The organism is Streptomyces sp. NPDC018019 (genome assembly GCF_044327805.1).
Taxonomy (GTDB): Bacteria; Actinomycetota; Actinomycetes; order Streptomycetales; family Streptomycetaceae; genus Streptomyces.
Map to the genome: position 1 here is coordinate 239,685 of NZ_JBIRGD010000014.1, position 22,250 is coordinate 261,934.

At 73.6% G+C, this 22,250-nt stretch carries 18 protein-coding genes; 13 read left to right on the top strand and 5 right to left on the bottom strand.

Annotation, left to right across the window (positions count from 1 at the left end):
* Positions 1–71: 71 nt before the first annotated feature.
* From ACH4FX_RS23820 to ACH4FX_RS23840, 5 genes are all read left to right on the top strand, one after another.
* Positions 72–959 carry an FAD binding domain-containing protein gene (locus tag ACH4FX_RS23820; RefSeq protein WP_398482025.1) on the top strand — a complete coding sequence of 296 codons (888 nt, stop codon included), beginning with the start codon at positions 72–74 and terminating at the stop codon, positions 957–959.
* Complete coding sequence (locus ACH4FX_RS23825) at positions 950–1,564, top strand: (2Fe-2S)-binding protein (protein WP_398482027.1); 615 nt, start codon at positions 950–952, stop codon at positions 1,562–1,564. The genes ACH4FX_RS23820 and ACH4FX_RS23825 overlap by 10 nt, the downstream gene beginning before the upstream one ends.
* A gap of 2 nt (positions 1,565–1,566) precedes the next feature.
* Positions 1,567–3,951, top strand: coding sequence for a xanthine dehydrogenase family protein molybdopterin-binding subunit (locus ACH4FX_RS23830; RefSeq protein WP_398482029.1), 2,385 nt, complete (start codon positions 1,567–1,569; stop codon positions 3,949–3,951).
* 168 nt (positions 3,952–4,119) lie between these two features.
* Positions 4,120–5,577 (top strand): NCS2 family permease, encoded by a 1,458-nt coding sequence (locus ACH4FX_RS23835; protein ID WP_398482031.1) that lies wholly within the window; start codon positions 4,120–4,122, stop codon positions 5,575–5,577.
* 34 nt (positions 5,578–5,611) lie between these two features.
* A complete protein-coding gene (locus ACH4FX_RS23840) occupies positions 5,612–6,820 on the top strand; it encodes an XdhC family protein (protein ID WP_398482033.1) in 1,209 nt (402 codons plus the stop codon).
* 334 nt (positions 6,821–7,154) lie between these two features.
* Here ACH4FX_RS23840 and ACH4FX_RS23845 read toward each other — a convergent pair whose 3' ends face one another.
* Complete coding sequence (locus ACH4FX_RS23845; RefSeq protein ID WP_398482035.1) at positions 7,155–8,153, bottom strand: endonuclease/exonuclease/phosphatase family protein; 999 nt, start codon at positions 8,151–8,153, stop codon at positions 7,155–7,157.
* Between the two features lie 633 nt (positions 8,154–8,786).
* On the opposite strand from ACH4FX_RS23845, the gene mgtA reads away from it, so the two are divergent.
* The 6 genes from mgtA to ACH4FX_RS23875 all read left to right on the top strand — a co-directional run bounded on the left by mgtA (position 8,787) and on the right by ACH4FX_RS23875 (position 15,491).
* Positions 8,787–11,525 (top strand): magnesium-translocating P-type ATPase, encoded by a 2,739-nt coding sequence (mgtA, locus tag ACH4FX_RS23850; protein WP_398482037.1) that lies wholly within the window; start codon positions 8,787–8,789, stop codon positions 11,523–11,525.
* A gap of 69 nt (positions 11,526–11,594) precedes the next feature.
* The gene (locus ACH4FX_RS23855; RefSeq protein ID WP_398482039.1) at positions 11,595–12,470 is read left to right on the top strand and encodes an MgtC/SapB family protein; all 876 of its coding nucleotides are present in this window, start codon (positions 11,595–11,597) and stop codon (positions 12,468–12,470) included.
* Positions 12,471–12,502: 32 nt separating this feature from the next.
* Positions 12,503–13,708 (top strand): GNAT family N-acetyltransferase, encoded by a 1,206-nt coding sequence (locus ACH4FX_RS23860; RefSeq protein WP_398482041.1) that lies wholly within the window; start codon positions 12,503–12,505, stop codon positions 13,706–13,708.
* Positions 13,709–13,776: 68 nt separating this feature from the next.
* Positions 13,777–14,709, top strand: a complete 933-nt coding sequence (locus ACH4FX_RS23865) for a LysR family transcriptional regulator (RefSeq protein ID WP_398482043.1) — start codon at positions 13,777–13,779, stop codon at positions 14,707–14,709.
* Between the two features lie 115 nt (positions 14,710–14,824).
* Positions 14,825–15,007: a 4-oxalocrotonate tautomerase DmpI gene (gene dmpI / locus ACH4FX_RS23870; protein WP_398482045.1), complete on the top strand. Its 183-nt coding sequence runs from the start codon at positions 14,825–14,827 to the stop codon at positions 15,005–15,007.
* Between the two features lie 136 nt (positions 15,008–15,143).
* Entirely contained in the window at positions 15,144–15,491 is a 348-nt protein-coding gene (locus ACH4FX_RS23875) for a PRC-barrel domain-containing protein (RefSeq protein ID WP_398482047.1), read from the top strand.
* Positions 15,492–15,540: 49 nt separating this feature from the next.
* Here the strand turns inward: ACH4FX_RS23875 and ACH4FX_RS23880 are convergent, their stop codons facing one another.
* Positions 15,541–16,383 carry a response regulator transcription factor gene (locus ACH4FX_RS23880; RefSeq protein ID WP_398482049.1) on the bottom strand — a complete coding sequence of 281 codons (843 nt, stop codon included), beginning with the start codon at positions 16,381–16,383 and terminating at the stop codon, positions 15,541–15,543.
* Positions 16,384–16,476: 93 nt separating this feature from the next.
* Here ACH4FX_RS23880 and ACH4FX_RS23885 point away from each other — a divergent pair, with 93 nt between their 5' ends.
* Positions 16,477–18,315 carry an AMP-binding protein gene (locus ACH4FX_RS23885; RefSeq protein ID WP_398482051.1) on the top strand — a complete coding sequence of 613 codons (1,839 nt, stop codon included), beginning with the start codon at positions 16,477–16,479 and terminating at the stop codon, positions 18,313–18,315.
* Positions 18,312–20,054 carry an AMP-binding protein gene (locus tag ACH4FX_RS23890; RefSeq protein ID WP_398482052.1) on the top strand — a complete coding sequence of 581 codons (1,743 nt, stop codon included), beginning with the start codon at positions 18,312–18,314 and terminating at the stop codon, positions 20,052–20,054. Before ACH4FX_RS23885 ends, ACH4FX_RS23890 begins: the two co-directional genes overlap by 4 nt.
* Before the next feature lie 35 nt (positions 20,055–20,089).
* Here the strand turns inward: ACH4FX_RS23890 and ACH4FX_RS23895 are convergent, their stop codons facing one another.
* The 3 genes from ACH4FX_RS23895 to ACH4FX_RS23905 form a co-directional block, all read right to left on the bottom strand.
* On the bottom strand, positions 20,090–20,464 hold the full coding sequence (locus ACH4FX_RS23895) for an MmcQ/YjbR family DNA-binding protein (protein WP_398482054.1): 375 nt from the start codon (positions 20,462–20,464) through the stop codon (positions 20,090–20,092).
* 61 nt (positions 20,465–20,525) lie between these two features.
* Positions 20,526–21,575 carry a CopD family protein gene (locus ACH4FX_RS23900; RefSeq protein WP_398482056.1) on the bottom strand — a complete coding sequence of 350 codons (1,050 nt, stop codon included), beginning with the start codon at positions 21,573–21,575 and terminating at the stop codon, positions 20,526–20,528.
* Between the two features lie 85 nt (positions 21,576–21,660).
* Positions 21,661–22,191: a GNAT family N-acetyltransferase gene (locus tag ACH4FX_RS23905; RefSeq protein WP_398482058.1), complete on the bottom strand. Its 531-nt coding sequence runs from the start codon at positions 22,189–22,191 to the stop codon at positions 21,661–21,663.
* Positions 22,192–22,250: the final 59 nt, after the last annotated feature.

A 22,250-nucleotide genomic window follows, 5' to 3' on the forward strand; every position in this document is an offset into this window, starting at 1 on the left:
GTCGCGAGCGGAGCCGGCGCCGGTGGTCCCGGCGTCCCGACGTACCGAAGATTCGTAGAAGAGAGCCACGCATGGACTTCCTTCGCCCCGCCAGCTGGGAGGAGGCGCTCGCCGCCAAGGCCGAGCACCCCGCCGCTGTGCCGATCGCGGGCGGCACCGATGTGATGGTCGAGATCAACTTCGACCACCGTCGCCCGGAGCACCTGCTCGACCTGAACCGCATCGATGACCTGCGGGAATGGGAGGTGGGCGAGGAGACCGTACGGCTCGGCGCGTCCGTGCCGTACACGCAGATCATGGAGCACCTGCGCACCGAGCTGCCCGGCCTGGCACTCGCCTCGCACACCGTGGCCTCCCCGCAGATCCGCAACCGCGGCGGCGTCGGCGGCAACCTGGGCACCGCCTCCCCGGCCGGCGACGCGCACCCGGCGCTGCTCGCCTCCGGCGGCGAGATCGAGGCCGAGTCCGTGCGGGGCCGCCGCATGATCCCGGTCGACGCGTTCTACCTGGGCGTCAAGCGCAACGCGCTGGAGCCGGACGAGCTGATCCGCGCGGTGCACCTGCCCAAGGCGGACGGCCCGCAGCAGTTCTCCAAGGTCGGCACCCGCAACGCGATGGTCATCGCGGTGTGCGCCTTCGGGATCGCGCTGCACCCGCGCACCCGGACGGTACGGACCGGCATCGGCTCGGCCGCGCCCACGCCCGTACGGGCCGAGGCCGCCGAGGAGTTCCTGACGGCGGCGCTGGAGGAGGGCGGCTTCTGGGAGTCGGGGCGGCCCATTCCGCCGTCCGTGGCGAAGCGGTTCGCCGAGCTGGCCAGCGGCGCCTGCAACCCGATCGACGACGTGCGCGGCAGCGCGAAGTACCGGCGCCACGCGGTGGGGATCATGGCGCGCCGCACCCTCGGCTGGACCTGGGAGTCCTACCGCGGCAACGAGAGGAGCGCCCAGTGCGCGTGAAGTTCACCGTCAACGGCCGCGAACAGCAGGCCGACGACGTATGGGAAGGCGAGAGCCTGCTGTACGTGCTGCGCGAGCGGATGGGCCTGCCGGGTTCGAAGAACGCTTGTGAGCAGGGCGAATGCGGCTCCTGCACGGTCCGTCTGGACGGTGTGCCGGTGTGCTCCTGCCTGGTCGCGGCCGGTCAGGCCGAGGGCCGGGACGTCGTCACGGTCGAGGGGCTGGCGGACTACGCCGAGCAGCGCGCGCAGCACGGCGGCTGCGCCACCGGCGCATGCGGCCCCGCGGGTACGAGCATGGACGCCGCGCAGCGCTGGCAGGCCAAGCCGGCCGGCGCCGACAGCCGGACCGGCGAGCAGGTGAAGCTCGCGCCGATCCAGCAGGCGTTCATCGACGCGGGCGCCGTCCAGTGCGGCTTCTGCACGCCCGGCCTGCTGGTCGCCGCCGACGAACTGCTGGAGCGCAACGCCCAGCCGTCCGACGCGGACATCCGCGAGGCGCTGTCCGGCAACCTGTGCCGCTGCACGGGCTACGAGAAGATCCTCGACGCGGTACGGCTCGCCGCCGCCCGCGGCGACGCGCGGACCACCGGAACGGGGGCCTGACCATGAGCGGAGTCACCCGCACACCCACCCACCTGACCCAGGGCGGCACGGCCGACGCGGGCATCGGCGCCTCCACGCTGCGCCCGGACGGCACCCTCAAGGTGACCGGCGAGTTCGCGTACTCCTCCGACCTGTGGCACGAGGACATGCTGTGGGGCTTCACGCTGCGCTCCACCGTCGCGCACGCCGAGATCGTCTCCATCGACACCTCCGAGGCGCTGGCCCAGTCCGGTGTGTACGCGGTCCTCACCTACGACGACCTGCCCACCGAGGTGAAGAACTACGGCCTGGAGATCCAGGACACGCCCGTCCTGGCGCACGGCAAGGTCCGCCACCACGGTGAGCCGGTCGCCCTGGTCGCCGCCGACCATCCGGAGACCGCCCGCCGCGCCGCCGCCAAGATCCGGATCGAGTACGCCGAACTGCCGCTGGTCACCGACGAGGCGTCCGCGCTGGCCGACGGCGCGCCGCTGGTCCACGAGCACCGCGACGACCACCACGCCGGACACGTACCGCACCCGAACATCGTGCACCGCCAGCCGATCGTGCGGGGCGACGCCGAGGCGGCGGCCCGGCGCGCCGATGTGATCGTCTCCGGCGAGTACGTCTTCGGCATGCAGGACCAGGCGTTCCTCGGCCCGGAGTCCGGGCTCGCGGTGCCCGGCGAGGACGGCGGCGTCGACCTGTACGTGGCCACCCAGTGGCTCCACTCGGACCTGCGCCAGATCGCCCCGGTCCTGGGCCTGCCCGAGGACAAGGTACGGATAACGCTCTCCGGCGTCGGCGGCGCCTTCGGCGGGCGCGAGGACCTGTCGATGCAGATCCACGCCTGTCTGCTCGCGCTGCGCACCGGCAAGCCCGTCAAGATCGTCTACAACCGGTTCGAGTCGTTCTTCGGCCATGTCCACCGGCACCCCGCCAAGCTCTGGTACGAGCACGGCGCCACCAAGGACGGCAAGCTCACGCACATGAAGTGCCGCATCGTGCTGGACGGCGGCGCGTACGCGTCCGCCTCCCCGGCCGTCGTCGGCAACGCCTCCTCCCTGTCCGTCGGCCCGTACGTGGTCGACGACGTGGACATCGAGGCCATCGCCCTCTACACGAACAACCCGCCCTGCGGCGCCATGCGCGGCTTCGGCGCCGTCCAGGCGTGCTTCGCGTACGAGGCGCAGATGGACAAGCTCGCGAAGAAGCTGGGCATGGACCCGGTCGAGTTCCGCCAGCTCAACGCCATGGAGCAGGGCACCCTGCTGCCGACCGGGCAGCAGGTCGACTCCCCGGCGCCGGTCGCCGAACTGCTGCGCCGCGTCAAGGCGATGCCGCTGCCGCCGGAGAACCAGTGGGAGACCACCGAGGGCGCCGACGTCCGCGCGCTGCCCGGCGGACTGTCCAACACCACCCACGGCGAGGACGTCGTACGGGGCATCGGTTACGCGGTCGGCATCAAGAACGTCGGCTTCTCCGAGGGCTTCGACGACTACTCGACCGCCCGGGTGCGCATGGAGGTCGTCGGCGGCGAGCCGGTCGCGACCGTGCACACCGCGATGGCCGAGGTCGGCCAGGGCGGGGTCACCGTCCACGCGCAGATCGCCCGTACGGAGCTGGGCGTCGAACAGGTCACCATCCACCCCGCCGACACCCGGGTCGGCTCGGCCGGCTCCACCTCCGCCTCCCGGCAGACCTACGTCACCGGCGGCGCGGTGAAGAACACCTGTGAGCACGTGCGCGAGAAGGTCCTGGAGCTGGGGCGGCGCAAGTTCGGCACGTACCACCCGGCGTGGGCCACCGCCGAACTCCTGCTGGAGGGCGGCAAGGTGGTCACCGACGGCGGCGAGGTGCTGGCCGACGTGGCGGACGTCCTGGAGGACGAGGCCATCGACCTCGAACTCGAATGGCGGCACCGCCCCACCGAACCGTTCGACCTGCGCACCGGCCAGGGCAACGGCCACGTCCAGTACTCCTTCGCGGCGCACCGCGCGGTCGTCGAGGTGGACACCGGACTCGGCCTGGTCAAGGTCATCGAACTGGCCTGCGCCCAGGACGTCGGCAAGGCGCTGAACCCGCTGTCCGTCGTCGGCCAGATCCAGGGCGGTACGACACAAGGACTCGGCGTCGCGGTGATGGAAGAGATCATCGTCGACCCGAAGACCGCGAAGGTGCGCAACCCCTCCTTCACGGACTACCTGATCCCCACGATCCTCGACACGCCGACCATCCCGGTCGACGTGCTCGAACTCGCCGACGAGCACGCCCCGTACGGGCTGCGCGGCATCGGCGAGGCCCCCACCCTGTCGTCCACCCCGGCCGTCCTCGCGGCGATCCGGAACGCGACCGGGCTGGAACTGAACCGGACCCCGGTCCGGCCGGAGCACCTCACCGGCACATAGCCGCGCGGGCGGGGCGGCCGTACGGCGGTGCCGGTCACCGCCGTACGGCCGCCCCGCCGCAGGCACCTGGGCCGTCCCCCGGGTCGTGCAGCCGATTTCCGTCCCAAATCCCGCGCCGCGGTGCGTGCTCGGCGCGAGTGCCCCTATGAACCTTGGGAGTAAGGCACCATGACCCAGCAGTTCCTGGAGCCGAAGACCACGGCGGAGGACGCGGGCGCGGGCTCGCGTCAGCCCGCCGGCCGGTCCTGGCTCGACCGGTACTTCCACATATCGGACAGAGGATCCACGGTCGCGCGCGAGGTGCGCGGCGGCATCACCACCTTCATGGCGATGTGCTACATCCTCCTCCTCAACCCCCTCATCCTGTCCACGCCGGACGTCGGGAAGCACACCCTGGGCAGCGCCGGCGTGGTGACGGCCACGGCGCTCGGCGCGGCGGTCTGCACCCTGCTCATGGGCTTCTTCGGCAAGGTGCCGCTGGCCCTGGCCGCTGGGCTGAACGTCTCGGCCGCCCTGACCTCGCAGGTCGTGCCGTACATGACCTGGCCGCAGGCGATGGGCATGTGCGTGCTGTACGGCGTCGTCATCATGCTCCTGGTCGTCACCGGCCTGCGCGAGATGATCATGAACGCCATCCCGCTGGCCCTCAAACACGCCATCACCATGGGCATCGGCATGTTCGTCGCCCTGCTCGGCCTGGTGAAGGCCGGCTTCGTCGGCAAGGGCGCCGGCGGCCCCGTACAGCTGGGCCTGACCGGCGAGCTGTCCGGCTGGCCGGTCCTCTTCTTCGCCGTCACCCTGCTGCTGATCTTCATGCTGCAGGCCCGCAACGTGCCCGGCGCCATCCTCATCGGCATCGTCATCGGCACCGTCCTGTCCGTGCTCGCCACCACCCTCGGCGGCCTCACCGACAAGGACTGGGGCGGCACCTCCCCCGAACTGCACGGCAGCGCCGTCGCCGCGCCCGACTTCGGGCTCTTCGGACACGTCGAGTTCGGCGGCTGGGAGCAGGTCGGCGCCCTCACCGTCGGCATGATCGTCTTCACGCTGGTGCTGGCCGGGTTCTTCGACGCGATGGCGACCATCATCGGCGTCGGTACGGAGGCCAGGCTCGCCGACGACAAGGGGCGGATGCCCGGCCTGTCCAAGGCGCTGTTCGTCGACGGCGCGGGCGGTGCGATCGGCGGCGTCGCCGGGGCGTCCGGCCAGACGGTGTTCATCGAGTCGGCCAGCGGTGTGGGCGAGGGCGCCCGTACCGGCCTGTCCTCGGTCGTCACCGGCCTGTTCTTCGCGGCCTGCCTCTTCTTCACCCCGCTCACCCAGCTGGTGCCCGCCCAGGTCGCCGCGGCGGCCCTCGTCGTCATCGGGTCGATGATGATGAGTGCCGCCAAGCACGTGGACTGGAGCGACCGATCGGTGGCCGTCCCGGTGTTCCTCACCGTGGCGCTGATGCCCTTCACGTACAACATCACCGCGGGCGTCGGCGCGGGCGTCATCGCCTACACCGCCATCAAGACCGCGCAGGGCAAGTGGCGGGAGGTCGGCGCCTTCATGTGGGTACTCGCCCTGGTCTTCCTCGTCTACTTCTCGCTGCACCCCATCGAGAACTGGCTGGGCGTCAAGTAACGCCCGCCCCGCATCCACCCGTAAGGAGACCGACATGCTGGACATCGCCGACGAGCTGCACCGGTGGGCCCGGCAGGGACGCCCCTTCGCGGTGGCCACGGTCGTGGCCACCAGCGGCAGCGCGCCCCGCCAGCCCGGCGCCGCGCTGGCCGTGGACAGCGACGGCACGGCGGTCGGGTCGGTCTCCGGCGGGTGTGTGGAAGGCGCGGTCTACGAGCTGTGCCAGGAGGCGCTCCGGACCGGGGAAACGCTCCTCGAACGCTTCGGCTACAGCGACGAGGACGCCTTCGCGGTCGGCCTGACCTGCGGTGGCGTCATCGACATCCTCGTCACACCGGTACGGCCGGCGGGGCCGGAGGCGACCGGTACGCAGGCCGCGGCGGACACCGCCACGGCCACCCCGACGGCCGCCACCAGAGCCCTCACCACGGCCCTGGCCGCTGCCGCCTCGGGTGAGGCGGCAGCGGTGGCCCGGGTCGTCCGGGGCCCGGCCCGGCTCCTGGGCCACGCCCTGCTCGTACGCCCCGACGGCAGCGTCACCGGCACCCTCGGCGGCCCTCCGGAGCTGGACCGCACCGCCGTCCAGGAGACCCGTGCCCTCCTGGACGCCGGCCGTACCGCCACCGTCGAGATCGGCGCCGACGGCTCCCGCTGCGGCGAACCCGTCCTCCTCCTCGTCGAGTCCTCCGTCCCCGCACCCCGCATGATCGTCTTCGGTGCCATCGACTTCGCCGCCGCACTGGTGCGCGCCGGCAAGTTCCTCGGCCACCACGTCACCGTCTGCGACGCCCGCCCCGTCTTCGCCACCCGCGCCCGCTTCCCCGAAGCGGACGAGATCGTCGTCGACTGGCCGCACCGCTATCTGGACAGCCAGGACCTCGACCCCCGCACGGTGCTGTGCGTCCTCACCCACGACGCGAAGTTCGACGTCCCCCTCCTGGAACGCGCCCTGCGGCTCCCCGTCGCCTACGTCGGCGCCATGGGTTCCCGCCGCACCCACCTGGACCGCCTGGACCGCCTGCGCGCCGTCGGCCTGACCGAACTCGAACTCAACCGCCTGCGCTCACCGATCGGTCTCGACCTCGGCGCCCGCACCCCCGAGGAGACGGCCCTGTCCATCGCCGCCGAAATCATCGCCTGCCGCCGGGGCGGCACCGGCACCCCCCTGACCGGCGCCCACACCCCCATCCATCACGACACCCCCACGACCCTGGACCGCATCGGGCCGGCCTCGGTGGCGTGAGGGGACGCTGTCGTCACGGGTCGGACGCGATCCGGTCACATGGTCGAGCACCTGAACTTCCGACGGGCCGGGCCTCTCGCCCCGTCCGGGCCGGAAGGACGACAGGTCCTCGTCAGCCAGGCGCGTCGTGCGCGGTACGTGAACCAGCGCCGCCGAGTAGACGCGCTGTGGCATCCGTTCTCCGTTCCTTCCCACGCCGGGGCGCGCCGCGGTGCATGACCGCTTGAGGGGACGGGCCGGGGCAAGCGGGTGTCCGTACGGGCCGCGCACGACCCCCTGGGCTCAGGACGGTGGCGCGTACGGCCGACACGAGGGGGCCAGGAAGGCATGGGCCTCAGCGCGCTGCGTGCAGGTCGAGATCGACGAGCAGCGCGCGGTGGTCCGTGTGGGCCAGGTCGAGGAAGTGCGCAGCGCGTGGGCGCAGGGCGTCGCTGACCAGGACGTGGTCGATCTGGGCGCCCAGCACGAGGGTCGTCCAGGTGGGCCAGGACGGGGTGCGGGGCAGGCCCGCCAGGCGCGCGCTGTCCCGCAGGCCGGTGTCCAGCACGGCGCGGAAGGCGGCGTGGTCCTGGGAGGAGTTGAAGTCGCCCGCGACGATCAGGGGTTCGTGGCCGCGGGAGGCGGCCAGGGCGCGGAGGCGGCCGAGTTCGGTGCGCCAGGTGTCCAGGGAGGCGGGCAGCGGCGGCATCGGGTGGGCGACCTGGAAGCGCAGGCGCTGCCCGGCGACGGTGACGGCCGCGCGGGGCATGGCCAGTTCGCCCGCGACCGCGCCGTCCCGGGTGAGCGGGTACCGGCTCAGTACGGCGGAACCCTCGGACGCGCCGTGCCCGGCGCGCAGGCGGAAGGGGTAGGCCGCGCGGACGCCCGCGGAATCCAGGGCGGCGGCGCAGCGCTCCGGGTCGCACTCCTGGACCGCGACCAGGTCGGGCCGCTCCCGGCGCAGCGTGGCGAGCAGCCCGTCCGCCGCCCGGCCGAATTCGAGGTTGGCGGTCAGTACGCGGAGGTGGGCGCGCACCGGGCCGTGCGGCGCCGGGGCCTCTCCGCCGTACGGCCGGACGAACGCGGCCGTGACGAGCAGCGCGGCGGCGGCCCAGAACAGGCCGGGCCGCCAGCGGGCCGCGAGCGACAGCACCAGGCCGAGCCCGGCGGGCACCGGCAACCACGGCAGGAAGGCGAGCAGTTGCGGCACGGGCGTCACACCGTCCGCACCGGCGGCGCGGAAGGCCAGGGGAACGGTGACGGTGAGCAGCAGCACGGCCGCACCGGCCCGGACCGCCCGCCGCCGTCGTGGTGCCGTACCGGTACGCGCGGACCCGGCATTTCCCGTCGCCATGAGCACGATGGTGCCGTACCGGCCGGCGGATGCGAGGCGGATCACACGGCCGCTTGGGGAATTCTTGGCCGAAAGGGGGAGGGGGAGACGGGGCCCGTATGGCATTATTCGGTGGTGCGGGTGCCCGAACATCACGGCATCCGATTTGTGTCCGCGCGAGCGAGGAGGTGATCGGGATGAGTCCCGAAGGAAGTCCTTGCCGCCGCGTCGTAGCGGGCTGACCGCCGCATTCACCGTGTTCTGACCGGCCGGGCCCGACGGGTCTGGTGTGCTATCGGCGTTGCGGTCGTGCCGAGCGCATCGCGTACCGCCATCGTTTCCGTCCCGTGCTGCTGTGCACCGCCGTGTGCAGGGCGTTCCGTACGGTCCGGGGCCGGGTCGGGTCCGCTTCCGGTCGGCGTGCCCCGTGTTTTCTTTTTTCCGCGCGGTCTTTTTACGCGTCGTTCACCTGGCGCCGTGCGCGTAATCGTGCGCACCCTCGCCACGGTGTATTTCGGCGTGCCTGAATTCCCGCGCCCCCAGTAATTCCGTAATTCTCGATCCCCGAATTCCCCGTGCCCGGGCCGACGGGCCGCCGGGGCATGCCGTCATGCCCCGGCGCCGCCGCGCCCCCGTACGGACGGAGGTTCTGCCATGACCAGCCTGCTCACCCCCGAGAAGCTCGCGCCGCCGGGCCGCCGCCCGCGCCGCCGGGAGCGCCGGGCCGCCGAACTCGAAGCCCGCACCCGCGCCGTCGGCGCCGGTCTGGCCGCGGTCGGCGCGCGCCCGGCCGCGCAGGTCCTGGAGGACCTGCGCACCGGCCGCGACGGGCTGCCGCACGACACCGCGGTGGCGCGCCTGCATCGCGACGGTCCCAACGTCGTGGCCCACGAGCGCGTCCCGCGCTGGTACGTCCAGCTGGCGAAGGCGTTCTGGAACCCGTTCATCCTCGTCCTCGCCGCCCTGGCCACCGTGATGTACGTGCAGTGGCTCCAGGTCGCTGACACCGAGCCCTTCGACCCGAAGATCCCCATCCTCGGCGCGATGGTGCTGATCAGCGGCCTGCTGCGGTTCTGGCAGGAGTACCGCTCGGGCAGCGCGGCCGCCGCGCTGCGCGCCCTGGTCACCACGACCACCGCCGTACAGCGCCGGCCCGGCCGGACGCAGCCGCCGGCCACGGTCGAGATCCCCATGGCGGACGTGGTGCGCGGCGACATCGTCAAGCTGGCCGCCGGCGACCTCGTACCGGCCGATCTGCGGCTGCTGGCCGCGAAAGACCTCATGGTCGCCCAGAGCGCGCTGACCGGCGAGTCGCTGCCCGTCGCCAAGGACGGCACCCGGATTCGGGACCACGGCGGGAACGCCGACCCGGTGGAGGCGGACAACCTGCTGCTGGCCGGCACGTCCGTCACCTCCGGCACCGCGACCGGAGTGGTGGTGGCCACCGGAGCGGACACCTACTTCGGGTCGATGGCCGGCGCGCTGGCCGGCGAGCGGCCGGAGACCGGCTTCGACGCCGGGGTGAAGAGGGTCAGCTTCCTGCTGATCCGCTTCATGCTGGTGATGGTGCCGCTGGTCTTCGTCCTCAACGGCCTGACCAAGGGCGACTGGGCCGAGGCGGCCGCCTTCTCGGTGGCCGTCGCGGTGGGCCTGACCCCCGAGATGCTGCCGATGGTGGTCACCACCAACCTGGCGCGCGGCGCGGTCGCCATGGCGCGGCGCAAGGTCGTCGTCAAGCGTCTGAACGCCATCCAGAACCTCGGCGCGATGGACGTGCTGTGCACCGACAAGACGGGGACGCTGACCGAGGACCGCGTCGTCCTGGACCGCTGCCTGGACGCGTACGGCCGCGAGGACGGCGAGGGCGGCGAGGTGCTGGAGCTCGCCTACCTCAACAGCCACTTCCAGACGGGCCTGCGCAACCTCATGGACCAGGCCGTCGTCGCCCGGATGCACGAGGCCGAGGAGGTGGTCGTCGACGCCCGGTTCACGCTCGTCGACGAGGTCCCCTTCGACTTCGCACGGCGCCGGATGTCGGTGGTGCTCCGGCGCGACGGCCTCGACGGCCCGGCCGACGGGCACACCATGGTCACCAAGGGCGCGGTCGAGGAGGTCCTCGCGCTGTGCACCCATCTCGCCGACGGCGGCCGGCGGGTGCCGCTGACCGACGCGCTGCGCCGCCGGGCCGCCCGGACGGCCGAGGACCACAACCGGCGGGGCCTGCGGGTCCTGGCGGTGGCGAGCCGTACGCTCCCGGCGGCCCGGGACACCTACGGCGTCGCGGACGAGACGGAGCTGACCCTGCGCGGCTTCCTGGTCTTCCTCGACCCGCCGAAGGCGGACGCCGCCGAGGCGCTGCGGGCCCTGGCCGGCAGCGGCGTCGCCGTCAAGGTCGTCACCGGCGACAACGAGCTGGTCGCGGCGCGCGTCTGCGCCGAGGTCGGCATCGAGGCGGGCACCGTCGTCACGGGACCGTACCTCGACCTGCTCGACGAGTCCGCGCTGGCCGACCTGGTCCGTACGACCACCGTGTTCGCCAAGGTCAACCCGGTGCAGAAGGCGCGGATCGTGTGTGCCCTGCGAGGCGCCGGGCACACGGTCGGCTTCCTCGGCGACGGCATCAACGACGCCGCGGCACTGCGCGAGGCGGACGTCGGCGTCTCCGTCGACACCGCCGTGGACATCGCCAAGGAGTCCGCCGACATCATCCTGCTGGAGAAGGACCTGACCGTCCTCGGCCAGGGCGTCCTCCAGGGCCGCCGGACCTTCGGCAACACCATCAAGTACATCAAGATGACGGCCTCCTCGAACTTCGGGAACGTCTTCTCGGTGCTGGCCGCCTCCGCCTTCCTCCCCTTCCAGCCGATGCTCGCCACCCAGCTGCTCGTACAGAACCTCTGCTACGACATCTCGCAGCTCGCCACGCCCTGGGACCGGATGGACGACGAGTACCTGCGCAAGCCGCGTACCTGGGACGCCCGGGGCATCGGGCGCTTCATGCTCGTGCTGGGCCCGACCAGCTCGGTCTTCGACATCACCACCTTCCTGCTGATGTGGCACGTCTTCGGGGCGGACAGCGAGGCCCACCAGGCGCTGTTCCAGTCCGGGTGGTTCGTCGAGGGCCTGCTGACCCAGACGCTCGTGGTGCACATGCTGCGCACCCGCAAGGTCCCGTTCGTGCGGTCCCGGGCCACCTGGCCGGTGCTGCTGATGACCGCCCTGGTCATGGCGTTCGGCATCGCCCTGCCGTTCTCCCCGCTGGCATCGGCACTCGGCATGCAGGCCCTGCCGCTCGGCTACTTCCCGTGGCTGGCCGGGACGCTGCTGGCGTACTGCCTGCTGACCCAGGGCGTGAAGACCTGGTACGTCCGCCGGTTCAACACCTGGCTGTGAACCGCCGAAGGAGAAAGGGGGCCGCCTCCGGGCGGTCCCGCGCAAGCGCGCGGAGGAGGAGTGCGGATCATGGTGAACGAATGGCAGCTGGCCGGCAACATCGCGGCCGGCCTCGGATTCGGGGCGGTCATCGGCCTGGAGCGGCAGTGGCGCGCCCGGATGGCGGGGCTGCGCACCAACGCGCTGGTCGCCGCCGGTGCCGCGCTCTTCGTCCTGCTCTCGCAGTACGGCTTCGCGGCGGCGACCAGCACCACGGGCTACGACGGTTCGCGGGTCGCCGCGCAGATCGTCTCCGGCATCGGTTTCCTCGGCGCCGGCGTCATCATGCGCGACGGGCTGAACGTCCGGGGCCTGAACACCGCGGCCACGCTGTGGTGCTCGGCCGCGGTCGGCGCCCTGGCGGGGACCGGGCTCTACGTGGTCGCGGCGCTCGGCACGGCCGGGGTGGTCGGCGCCAACCTGGTGCTGCGCCCGCTGGGCCGCCGGCTGGACCGGGAGCCCGGCGGCGGTGCCGAGATCGCCACCGACTACTACTTCGAGGCGGTGTGCACCGAGCCCGAGGAGGCGCACATCCGGGCGCTGGTCGTCCAGGCCGTCAGCCGTCCCGGCTTCCGGCTGCGGGCGGTGCACAGCCGGGACGACGGCACCCCGGCGAAGGACGCCCAGGCACCGCCGAAGGTCACCGTCGCCGCCGAGCTGACCACCGAGCGGCGCGACGACAGCCTGCTCGAAGAGGCGGTCAGCCGGCTGTCGCTGGAGCCCGCGGTGTCGGCCGTGAGCTGGACGGTCGTGAACACCCCGGACACCGGCGAGGACTACGACGGGGACTACGGGGGCGGCTATCGCGACGGGCCGCCGCCCCGGCGCCGCCACCGGGTGCGGGACTTCTTCGCGGGGCCGGGCGGACCGGCCGGCTCCGGTGGCCCGCCGCGGAAAACCGGATGACGGTGCGCGGGGCCCGGGCCTAGCGTCGTCAGGTGACCACGGACATCCGGAACGTTCCCGAAGCACATGTCGACCGGGCCCTCGACCTCGCTCACCTCGCCTTCCACTCGAAGGCCGGGGACGCCACCCGCAAGCGGCAGCGCGAACTGCTGCTGACCTGCGAGCGGGTGGGCGCGTACGACGACGAGGAGATCATCGGTTTCACCGCGGCGCACCACCTGGGCCTCTCCGTACCGGGCGGTGAACTCCCCGCCGCCGCAGTGGACTTCGTGTCGGTCGCGCCCACCCACCGGCGGCGCGGCGTGCTCACCGCCATGATGGGCGAACTGTGGCGCCGCTGTGCCGCCGGCGGCCGGCCGCTGGCCTGCCTGTGGGCCTCGGAGGACGCCATCTACGGCCGCTTCGGCTTCGGCCCGGCCACCGAGGCGTACAGCGTCGAGATCGACTCCGCCCGGCCCCTGGACCTGCGCATCACGCCCGACCCGCGCCCGCTGCGGCTGCTCGGCGCGGCGGACGCGGTGCCGGTGATCGCGCCGCTGTACGAGGCGGGCCGGGCCCGGCGCGGCGGGCGGCTCGCCCGCGACGAGGCGTGGTGGCGGCGCTCGGTGCTTGCGTCCGCCGAGGACGAGGACGACGACGGCCCGTCGCGCATCGTCGTCCTCGGCGACAAGGGCGCGCCCGCCGCCGGATACGCCGTCTACCAGGTCGGGGAGAAGGGCGTCGTGACCGTCGGGGAACTGGAGGCCGCCGACGCGCCCGCCGCCGCGGCGCTCTGGTCCTACCTCGCCTCCATCGACCTGACGCGCAAGGTACGGGCCTGGGCGGTGGCCGCCGACGACCCGCTGCTGCTCTTCGCCGCCGACCGCGACCAGGTGCGTGTCACCGGACAGTGGCCCGCGCTGTGGCTGCGGCTGGTCGACGTGGCCCAAGCGCTGATCGCGCGCTCGTGGGCCGCGCCCGCCGACCTCGTCCTGGAGGTGCGCGACGCCGCGCTGCCCGCCAACGCCGGCCGCTTCCGGCTGACGGCGGACCCGTCCGGCGCCGCGTACGAGCCCACCGGGGACCCGGCCGACCTGGCCCTGGACGTACGGGACCTGGCCTCCTGCTACCTCGGCGGCACCCCGCTGCGGCGGCTGGTGCGGGCCGGGCTGGTGGCGGAGCGCACGCCCGGCGCGGCCCGCCTGCTGGACGCCGCGCTGGAGACCGAGCACCTGCCGTTCAACGGCGAGGACTACTGAGGGGCGGCCGGTCCCCGGCTCCCGCACTCCGCGACAATGGCCCCGTACGGACGGACGGGGAGGGCGGCGTGGAGCTGCGGCAGGTTCGGTATTTCGTCGCGGTCGCGCGGGAACTGCACTTCGGGCGGGCCGCCGAGCGGCTGCACATCGTGCAGTCGGCGGTCAGCCAGCAGGTGCGGCGCCTGGAGCGGGAGGTGGGCGCGGACCTGTTCGACCGGTCGGCGCGGCAGGTCCGGCTCACCGCCGCCGGCGAACGGTTCCTGCCCGAGGCGCGGGCCCTGCTCGCCGCCGAGGAACGCGCGCTCGCCGCCGTCGCCGACCTGGTCGGCACGCGGAGCAGCACCCTGCGGCTCGGGACGAGCGCGGGCCTGGGCGAGCACCTGGACCGGGTCCTGGACGCCCTCGCCCGCAGCGCCCCCGGCCTCGGCGTCCACCTGGTCTCCGCGCCGACGCGCGAACGCCTGGACCGGGTGGCCCAGGGCGAACTGGACGCCGCGTTCGTGCGGGGCGCGGACGACGGCGGTACGGACGGAGTGCTCCGCCACGTCCCCTTGTGGCCGGACCCGCTCGTCGCCGTCCTGCCGGCCGCGCACCCCCTCGCGGCCACCGGACCGGGGGAGGACCCGGGGGTGGACCTGGCCGAACTGGCCGCCGTACCGCTCCGGCTGACCGCCCGCCGCAACAACCCCACCCTCGTCGACCGCCTCCTCACCGCCTGCCACCGCGCGGGCTTCGAGCCCGTACCGGTTCCGGGCCCGCCGGCCGGTTCGCTCCAGGACAACCTGGCCGCGATCGGCGCCGCCGGACCCGCCGCCCCGTCCTGGACCGTGGTGTACGCCGCGCACGCCCGCCAACTGCGCACCCCGCGCGTCGTCTTCCGCCCCTTCCGTACGCCCCTCACGCTGACCACCTCGCTGGCCGTGCACCGCACCGAGCCGCCCGCCTGTCTCGACGCGCTGCTCGCGGCCTGCGGGGCCACCGCGCACCATCTCGATCCGTGATCGCAGCGTGCGCGGAATGCCTCTTGGACGGCCGCCGCGTCCCCGATGGACTGGGGGCATGCGGAAGAGGCGCCCGGAACGGCCGGGCGGCCGCCGCCGTGAAGGGAGTTCCGCCATGCCCGTCGTCACCGTCCAGCAGGGGCCGCGCAGCACCGAGCTGAAGCGCGAGCTGGTCCGGCAGATCACCGACGCGTTCGTGGACGCCTACCGCGTCCCGGCCGAGAGCGTGCAGGTCTGGATCCACGAGGTGCCCACCGACAGCTGGGGCACGGCCGGGAAGCTGACCGCCGACCGGTAGCCGGGACGGCCGGGGGACGGCGCGGCGTGGCGCGGTGGCCGGAAGCGGCGGCACCGCGCCACGCCGCCGTTTGGCCGCCCGGCGGCCGGGCACCCGGGGCCGTGTCGCCAGTCCCGACCGTGCGAAGGAGCTTTCCATGACCGACATCTGGGGCTACCCCGCGTCCGCCGGGTACACCGCGGGCACGGACCTCGCCGGGTACAAGGTCGAGGCCACGGACGGCGGTATCGGCAAGGTCGACAAGCACTCCGACGAGGTCGGTTCCGCCTGGATCGTGGTCGACACCGGCGTTTGGATCTTCGGCAAGCACGTCCTGCTGCCGGCCGGCGTCATCGCGTCGGTGGACACCGCCGAGCGCAAGATCTACGTCTCCCGCACCAAGGAGGAGATCAAGAACTCGCCGGAGTTCGACAAGGAGAAGCACCTCGGCAACCCCGACTACCACGAACAGCTGGGCTCTTACTACCAGCCGCACCACAAGTGACACCCCACGGGCCCGGCCGGGCGCTCCGGCCGGGCCCGCCGCTGGCCGCTCACGGCAGGACGCCCGTCCGGCGTGCCGCCACCACCGCCTGGAGGCGGGAGTGGACGCCCAGTTTGCGCATGGCGGAGCGCAGGTAGCTCTTGACGGTTTCCGGGCGCAGGCCCAGCCGTTCCGCCGTCACCGCGTTGGTCGCGCCGGAGGCCACGCAGGCCAGGACGTCCACCTCGCGCGGTGCCAGCGGTGTGCCGTCCGCCGCGCCGCGCCCGGGGGCGGACGCCATCGCCAGCCGCCCGCACGCGGCCAGCAGTTCCCGGCGCAGGGCCGGGTCCGCGATCCGCTGCGCCAGCGCCCGCAGCTCGCCGTGCGCCTCGCGCACCTCCTCCCACGCCGCCGGGTCGGCGGCGGCCGGCTGCCGGGCGACCGACAGCAGCCGCTGCGCCTCGTCCTGCAGGAGCAGGGCCTGTTCCAGTTCCCGGGCGGCCGCCATCGCGGCGGACAGCGGGCGGTCGCCGAGCTGTACCGGCTGCCGCAGCGCCCCGTACAGGACGCCGCGCACCCGGCGGCGCACCACGACCGGCACCGCGAGCACGGAACACAGGCCCTCGGCCGCCACGGCCGCGTCGTACTCGTGGCTGATCACGGGGGAGGAGTGGTAGTCGGTCACCGCGAAGGGCCGGGTGAGCACCGCGGCCTTGCCGCCGAGGCCGTTGCCGTGCCGGACGGACAGCCCGTGCAGGGCCGCGGTTCCGGTGCCCGCCAGCTCGCTGATGCGGTAGCGGCCCGTGCCGTACCGCAGCCCGCCGAACGCCACCGGCAGCCCGCTCGTCCGCCGCAGCCGCGACAGCGCCGCCCGTACGTCCGCGGACCCGCCGGACTCTGACTCGACCCGCACGCCGAAACCTCCGCTTCCCCCCGTTCGGGGGTGGTGAGACCTGCGTCACTGATTACACGATGGCGGGAGGCGGTGCGGCAATGAGGAGGACACATGGCGGACACCGAGGAGACAGGCGTGACGGGCGGTACGGGTGATAAGGGTGGGGTTGCTCCTGTTGCGGAGGTGACGGGAGCGGCGGTCGGCGCGGAAACGGCCGGGGCAGGCCCGGCGGCCGGCGCGGGAGCGGCCGGACCGGGCCCGGAGGCCATCGACCCGACCGCCGGATTCCGCGCGGCCCGGGACTTCCTCCTGCGCCACCGCGAGGACTACGACGGCGCCCGCGAGGGCTTCACCTGGCCCCGTCCTGAGTACTTCAACTGGGCGCTGGACTGGTTCGACCGCATCGCCGACGGCAACGACCGCACCGCCCTGCACATCGTCGAGGAGGACGGCACCCACACCCGCCGCACCTTCGACGAGCTGCGCCGCGTCTCGAACCGGGCGGCCAACTGGCTGGCCGCGCAGGGCGTCCGGGCCGGGGACCGGATCGTGGTCATGCTCGGCAACCAGGTCGAACTGTGGGAGACCGCCCTCGCGGCGATGAAGCTGCGCGCCGTGGTCGTCCCGGCCACCCCGCTGCTCGGCCCGCTCGACCTCGCCGACCGTGTCGGGCGCGGCCGGGCCCGCCATGTGCTCGTACGGGCCGCGGACACCGGAAAGTTCGCGGACGTCCCCGGCGACTACACCCGGATCGCGGTCGGCGGCGCCGCCGAGGCCGCCGCCGCGGGCTGGCTGGCCTACGAGGACGCGTACGCCGCCGCCGAGACGTACGAGCCCACGGCCCCCACCCGCGCCGACGATCCCCTGATGCTCTATTTCACCTCCGGTACCACGGCTCGCCCCAAGCTCGTGGAGCACACCCACACCTCGTACCCTGTCGGCCACTTGGCGACGATGTACTGGATCGGCCTGCGGCCCGGCGACGTCCACCTGAACATCTCCTCGCCGGGCTGGGCCAAGCACGCCTGGTCCAACCTCTTCGCCCCGTGGAACGCCGAGGCCACCGTCTTCATCCACAACTACACCCGCTTCGACGCGGCCCGGCTGATGACGGAGATGGACCGGGCCGGCGTCACCAGCTTCTGCGCGCCGCCCACCGTGTGGCGGATGCTCATCCAGGCCGATCTGACGGCGCTGAAGACCCCGCCGCGGGAGATCGTCGCGGCCGGCGAGCCGCTGAATCCGGAGATCATCGAACGGGTGCGGCAGGCGTGGGGCGTCACCATCCGCGACGGCTTCGGGCAGACCGAGACCGCCGTCCAGGTCGCCAACACCCCCGGCCAGCCCCTCAAGCCGGGCTCCATGGGCCGCCCGACCCCCGGCTTCGACGTCGCCCTGCTGGACCCGGTGACCGGCGAGCCTGCCGACGAGGGAGAGATCGCCCTCGACCTGTCGTCCCGCCCGGTGGGACTGACCACCGGCTACCACGGCGACCCCGAGCGCACCGCCGAGGCGATGGCCGGCGGTTACTACCGCACCGGCGACATCGGCGCGCGCGACGCGGAGGGCTACATCACCTACATCGGCCGCCGCGATGACGTATTCAAGTCCAGCGACTACAAGATCTCACCCTTCGAGCTGGAGAGCGCACTCCTGGAGCACGAAGCGGTGGCCGAGGCCGCCGTGGTGCCCGCCCCCGACCCCGTCCGGCTGGCCGTACCCAAGGCGTATGTGGTGCTGGCGGCGGGCTGGGAACCTGGACCGGAGACCGCGGCGGTGCTCTTCGCCCACTCCCGGGCGGTGCTCGCCCCGTACAAGCGCGTGCGGCGGCTGGAGTTCGCGGATCTGCCCAAGACGGTCTCGGGCAAGATCCGTCGCGTGGAGCTGCGCGAGCGCACCGCCGAGCAGGGCGGGGGCGCCGCCGAGTACCGAGAGGAAGACCACCGATGACCGACATGAGCAGGCCGCCGGGCCACCCGCCGGGACCCCGGGAGAGCGGCACCGCCGGGCAGCGCCTGTCGTACGCCCGGGGCGAGACCGGCCGGCCGCTGCTCGACCGCACCATCGGCGCCGACCTGGAGCGCGCGATCCGCCGCTGGGGCGACCGCGAGGCGCTGGTGGACGTGGCGGGCGGGCGCCGCTGGACGTACGCGGAGCTGGGGCGGGCGGTGGACGAGGTGGCGCTCGGCCTGCTCGCCAAGGGCGTGCGCAAGGGCGACCGGGTCGGCATCTGGGCGCCCAACTGCCCCGAGTGGGTGCTGGTGCAGTACGCCACCGCCCGCATCGGCGCCATCATGGTCAACATCAATCCGGCCTACCGTGTGCACGAATTGGCGTATGTGCTCAAGCAGGCCGGGATGAGCGTCCTGGTCTCCGCCGTCGCCCACCGGAGCAGCGACTACCGGCGGATGATCGAGCAGGTGCGGGCGGAGAGCCAGGCCCTGCGGGACGTGATCTACATCGACGACCCGACCTGGGACGGGCTGCTGGCGGCCGGCGCCGGGGTGCCGCACGCGCGGCTGGCCGCCTGCGCGAAGGAGCTGTCGCCGCACGACCCGGTCAACATCCAGTACACCTCCGGCACCACCGGATTCCCCAAGGGCGCCACGCTGTCCCACCACAACATCCTCAACAACGGCTTCTGGGTGGGCGAGACGGTCGGCTACACGGAGCACGACCGGGTCTGCCTGCCGGTGCCCTTCTACCACTGCTTCGGCATGGTGATGGGCAACCTCGGCGCCACCTCGCACGGTGCCTGCATCGTCATCCCGGCGCCCGCCTTCGACGCGGCGGCCACCCTGCGGGCCGTCCAGGAGGAGCGCTGCACGTCCCTGTACGGCGTACCGACCATGTTCATCGCCGAACTGGACCATCCGGACTTCGCCACGTTCGACCTGTCGTCGCTGCGCACCGGGATCATGGCGGGCTCGCCGTGCCCGGAGGAGGTGATGCGGCGGGTCGTCTCCGAGATGCACATGGCCGAGGTCTCCATCTGCTACGGCATGACCGAGACCTCGCCGGTCTCCACGCAGACCCGGCGCGACGACGACCTGGCGCACCGCACCGGGACGGTGGGCCGGGTGCTGCCGCACATCGAGGTCAAGGTGGTGGACCCGGCGACCGGCGCGACCGTGCCGCGCGGTGCGCCGGGCGAGCTGTGCACCCGCGGCTACAGCGTGATGCTGGGCTACTGGGAGGAGCCGGAGCGCACCGACGAGGCGATCGACGCGGAGCGCTGGATGCACACCGGCGACCTCGCGGTGATGAACGACGACGGCTACCTGCGGATCGTCGGCCGCATCAAGGACATGATCATCCGGGGCGGGGAGAACGTCTACCCGCGGGAGATCGAGGAGTTCCTCTACACCCACCCCAAGATCGCGGACGTGCAGGTGGTCGGCGTGCCGGACGCCAAGTACGGCGAGGAGATCGCCGCCTGCGTCATCCTGCGCGACCCCGTGGCCGGGCTCACCCGCGACGAGCTGGCCCGCTTCTGCCGCTCCCGCCTGGCGCACTACAAGGTCCCGCGCTACGTGCACGTCCTCGACACCTTCCCGATGACGGTCAGCGGCAAGGTCCGCAAGATCGAGCTGCGGGAACGGCTGGCGGCGCAGCTGGCGGCGGAGGCGGACCCGGTGCGGCCGGCGGGTGCGGGCGCCGCGGGGCCCGTCGAGGCGGCCCAGACGTAGCGGCTCCGGTGGTACGGCCGGGCCGCGCCGTGGGATCAGGCGCGGCCCGGCCAGTCCAGCGCCAGCTGCTGGGCGCGCGGCAGCCGCGCCACGATGAGGTCGTACGAGTCCTCGATCATGTCCAGGACGAGCCGGTCGTCCAGCGCCCCGGTCAGCGAGACGGTGTTCCAGTGCCGCTTGTTGAGGTGGTAGCCCGGCACGATCTCCGGGTGCGCGGCACGCAGCCGCTCGGCCGGCTCCGGGTCGCACTTCAGACTCACCGACAGCGGCTCGGCCTCCAGGGCGGACAGCGCGAAGATCTTCCCGCCGACCTTGAACGTGGACACCTCCGGAGCCCGGGGGAACGGGCACTCCTCGGTCGCCCCGTTGAAGTCCAGGCAGGCGGCCCGCAGCCGCTTCGCATCGAACATGCAGGCCATTATGGCGCGGCGCGGGGCCCGTCCTCCGGGACCGTACGCCGTACCGGGGCCCTCAGACCGGCGCGGGCGGCAGCGGCACCGCGGTCAGAACGGCGGAAACCAGCACCACCGCCGCCAGCGCCACCAGTTCCGCACGGGCCGGCCGGGTGGCCGCCCCCGGCGCGACCGCCTCCCGCCGCAACCGTCCGCGGGCGGCCAGCGCCAGCCCGCTCACCACCAGGACGAGCACCAGCTTGGCCAGCAGGACCCGGCCGTACCCCGAGGTGAACGTTTCGGCGAGCGGCAGCCGGCGCAGGGTGCTGCACACGCCCGTCACGGTGACCGCGGCGAACAGCAGCGCCGCCGGACGCGCGTACCGCACCAGCAACTCCCGCCCCGCCGCCGCGTCGTGCCGCCACCGCCACCGCGTCCGCAGCACGTGCAGCAGCCCGCCGGCCCACAGCGCGGTCGCCGACAGGTGGACGAGGGTGAGGGCGGTGCCGACCGCCGGGGTGTACGTCTCGGGATGGGCCCGCAGCGCCTCGCCGACCACGACGGCTGCCAGCGGCGCGGCGGCCCACCCCGGGCGCCGGGAGGCAGCGCACAGCGCCGCCAGCAGGAACGCGTTGGCCTCCAGGAGGGCCAGCAGGCCGGGCCGCGTGCCGTACGCCGCGACGAGGGCCGGCCCGGACAGCCCCGCCGCCGGCGAGCCGCTCCCCGCCACCAGCAGCAACTGCCCCACGGCCGCCGCCACCCCCGCCCACGCGGCCCGCACCGCCCACGCCCGCGGCAGCCCCGCCGGAGCGCCGGGCACCCGCCGTGCGAGCCAGGTTCCCGCCAACTCCCCGGCGTGTACGCACAGGGCGGCGAGCAGGACCGCCCGCAGCAGCGCGGTGCCCCCGTCACCCGGTAATCGGATCTCGTGCGACTCGTCGACCACGAGCTCCGTGGCGAGCAGCGGAACGAGGACGGCGACGGCGGCGGACGCGGCCACGGCGAGGGCCCGCCGGGCGGGGGAGCGGCGGGCGGCCGGGGCGTCCGCCGCGGACGCCGCGGACGCCGTGCCGACGTCCGCGCGGACGGGGCCGGACGGGGGCCGGGGCGCCGGTTGCGGTGGCTTCATCCGGCGATCGTCCCCGGCGGCCGGAGCACCGGCAAGCCGGGCGCCCGCGCAGGTCACCCGACCAGGCCACCGGCCCGCCGCCCGGTCAGCCGTCCCGGCGCATGCACACCCGCTCCCACCGGTCCAGCCCCAGCGCGGCCTCCCGGCGGCGGATCTCCCGCAGGCCCGGGGACAGCCCGTCCTCAGCGAGGACGCGGAAGCCGAGACGGGCGTAGTACGGGGCGTTCCACGGCACGGCCGCGAACGTGGTCAGGGTCAGGGCCGGCAGCCCGCTGTCCCGCCACGCCCGCTCGATGAGCGCCCGGCCGAGGCCGCGGCGGGCGGCATCCGGGTGCACCGAGACCTGTTCGATGTGGGCGCAGCCGTCGACCGGCTCCCACAGCAGATACGCGAGCGGTGTGCCGTCCGCCGTTCCGGCACAGGCGACCAGGGCGCGTCCCGCCTGCTGGTAGCGCGTCAGTTCCGGCAGGGACGGCGGTTCGTCGTCCGCGATCCGGTCCATGCCCAGGGCGCGGAACGCCTCCCCGGCCGCGCGCTCGACGGCGCGCAGCGCGGGGAGGTCGCCGGGCGTGGCCGCGCGGAGGACCGGGGCGGGGCGGGTTCCCGAGGTGTTCATGGCAGCACCGTCGCAGGTCGCGCGGCGCGCGGCAGCCGAATTTCGGGGTGCGGGCCGGA

What these genes read in the sequence shown, in the direction of transcription:
- ACH4FX_RS23820 (WP_398482025.1), top strand. Translation starts at nt 72, where the DNA reads ATGGACTTCCTTCGCCCCGCCAGCTGGGAGGAGGCGCTCGCCGCCAAG.
- ACH4FX_RS23830 (WP_398482029.1), top strand. Translation starts at nt 1,567, where the DNA reads ATGAGCGGAGTCACCCGCACACCCACCCACCTGACCCAGGGCGGCACG.
- ACH4FX_RS23835 (WP_398482031.1), top strand. Translation starts at nt 4,120, where the DNA reads ATGACCCAGCAGTTCCTGGAGCCGAAGACCACGGCGGAGGACGCGGGC.
- ACH4FX_RS23840 (WP_398482033.1), top strand. Translation starts at nt 5,612, where the DNA reads ATGCTGGACATCGCCGACGAGCTGCACCGGTGGGCCCGGCAGGGACGC.
- ACH4FX_RS23845 (WP_398482035.1), bottom strand. Translation starts at nt 8,153, where the DNA reads ATGGCGACGGGAAATGCCGGGTCCGCGCGTACCGGTACGGCACCACGA.
- mgtA (WP_398482037.1), top strand. Translation starts at nt 8,787, where the DNA reads ATGACCAGCCTGCTCACCCCCGAGAAGCTCGCGCCGCCGGGCCGCCGC.
- ACH4FX_RS23855 (WP_398482039.1), top strand. Translation starts at nt 11,595, where the DNA reads ATGGTGAACGAATGGCAGCTGGCCGGCAACATCGCGGCCGGCCTCGGA.
- dmpI (WP_398482045.1), top strand. Translation starts at nt 14,825, where the DNA reads ATGCCCGTCGTCACCGTCCAGCAGGGGCCGCGCAGCACCGAGCTGAAG.
- ACH4FX_RS23875 (WP_398482047.1), top strand. Translation starts at nt 15,144, where the DNA reads ATGACCGACATCTGGGGCTACCCCGCGTCCGCCGGGTACACCGCGGGC.
- ACH4FX_RS23885 (WP_398482051.1), top strand. Translation starts at nt 16,477, where the DNA reads ATGGCGGACACCGAGGAGACAGGCGTGACGGGCGGTACGGGTGATAAG.
- ACH4FX_RS23890 (WP_398482052.1), top strand. Translation starts at nt 18,312, where the DNA reads ATGACCGACATGAGCAGGCCGCCGGGCCACCCGCCGGGACCCCGGGAG.
- ACH4FX_RS23895 (WP_398482054.1), bottom strand. Translation starts at nt 20,464, where the DNA reads ATGTTCGATGCGAAGCGGCTGCGGGCCGCCTGCCTGGACTTCAACGGG.
- ACH4FX_RS23900 (WP_398482056.1), bottom strand. Translation starts at nt 21,575, where the DNA reads ATGAAGCCACCGCAACCGGCGCCCCGGCCCCCGTCCGGCCCCGTCCGC.
- ACH4FX_RS23905 (WP_398482058.1), bottom strand. Translation starts at nt 22,191, where the DNA reads ATGAACACCTCGGGAACCCGCCCCGCCCCGGTCCTCCGCGCGGCCACG.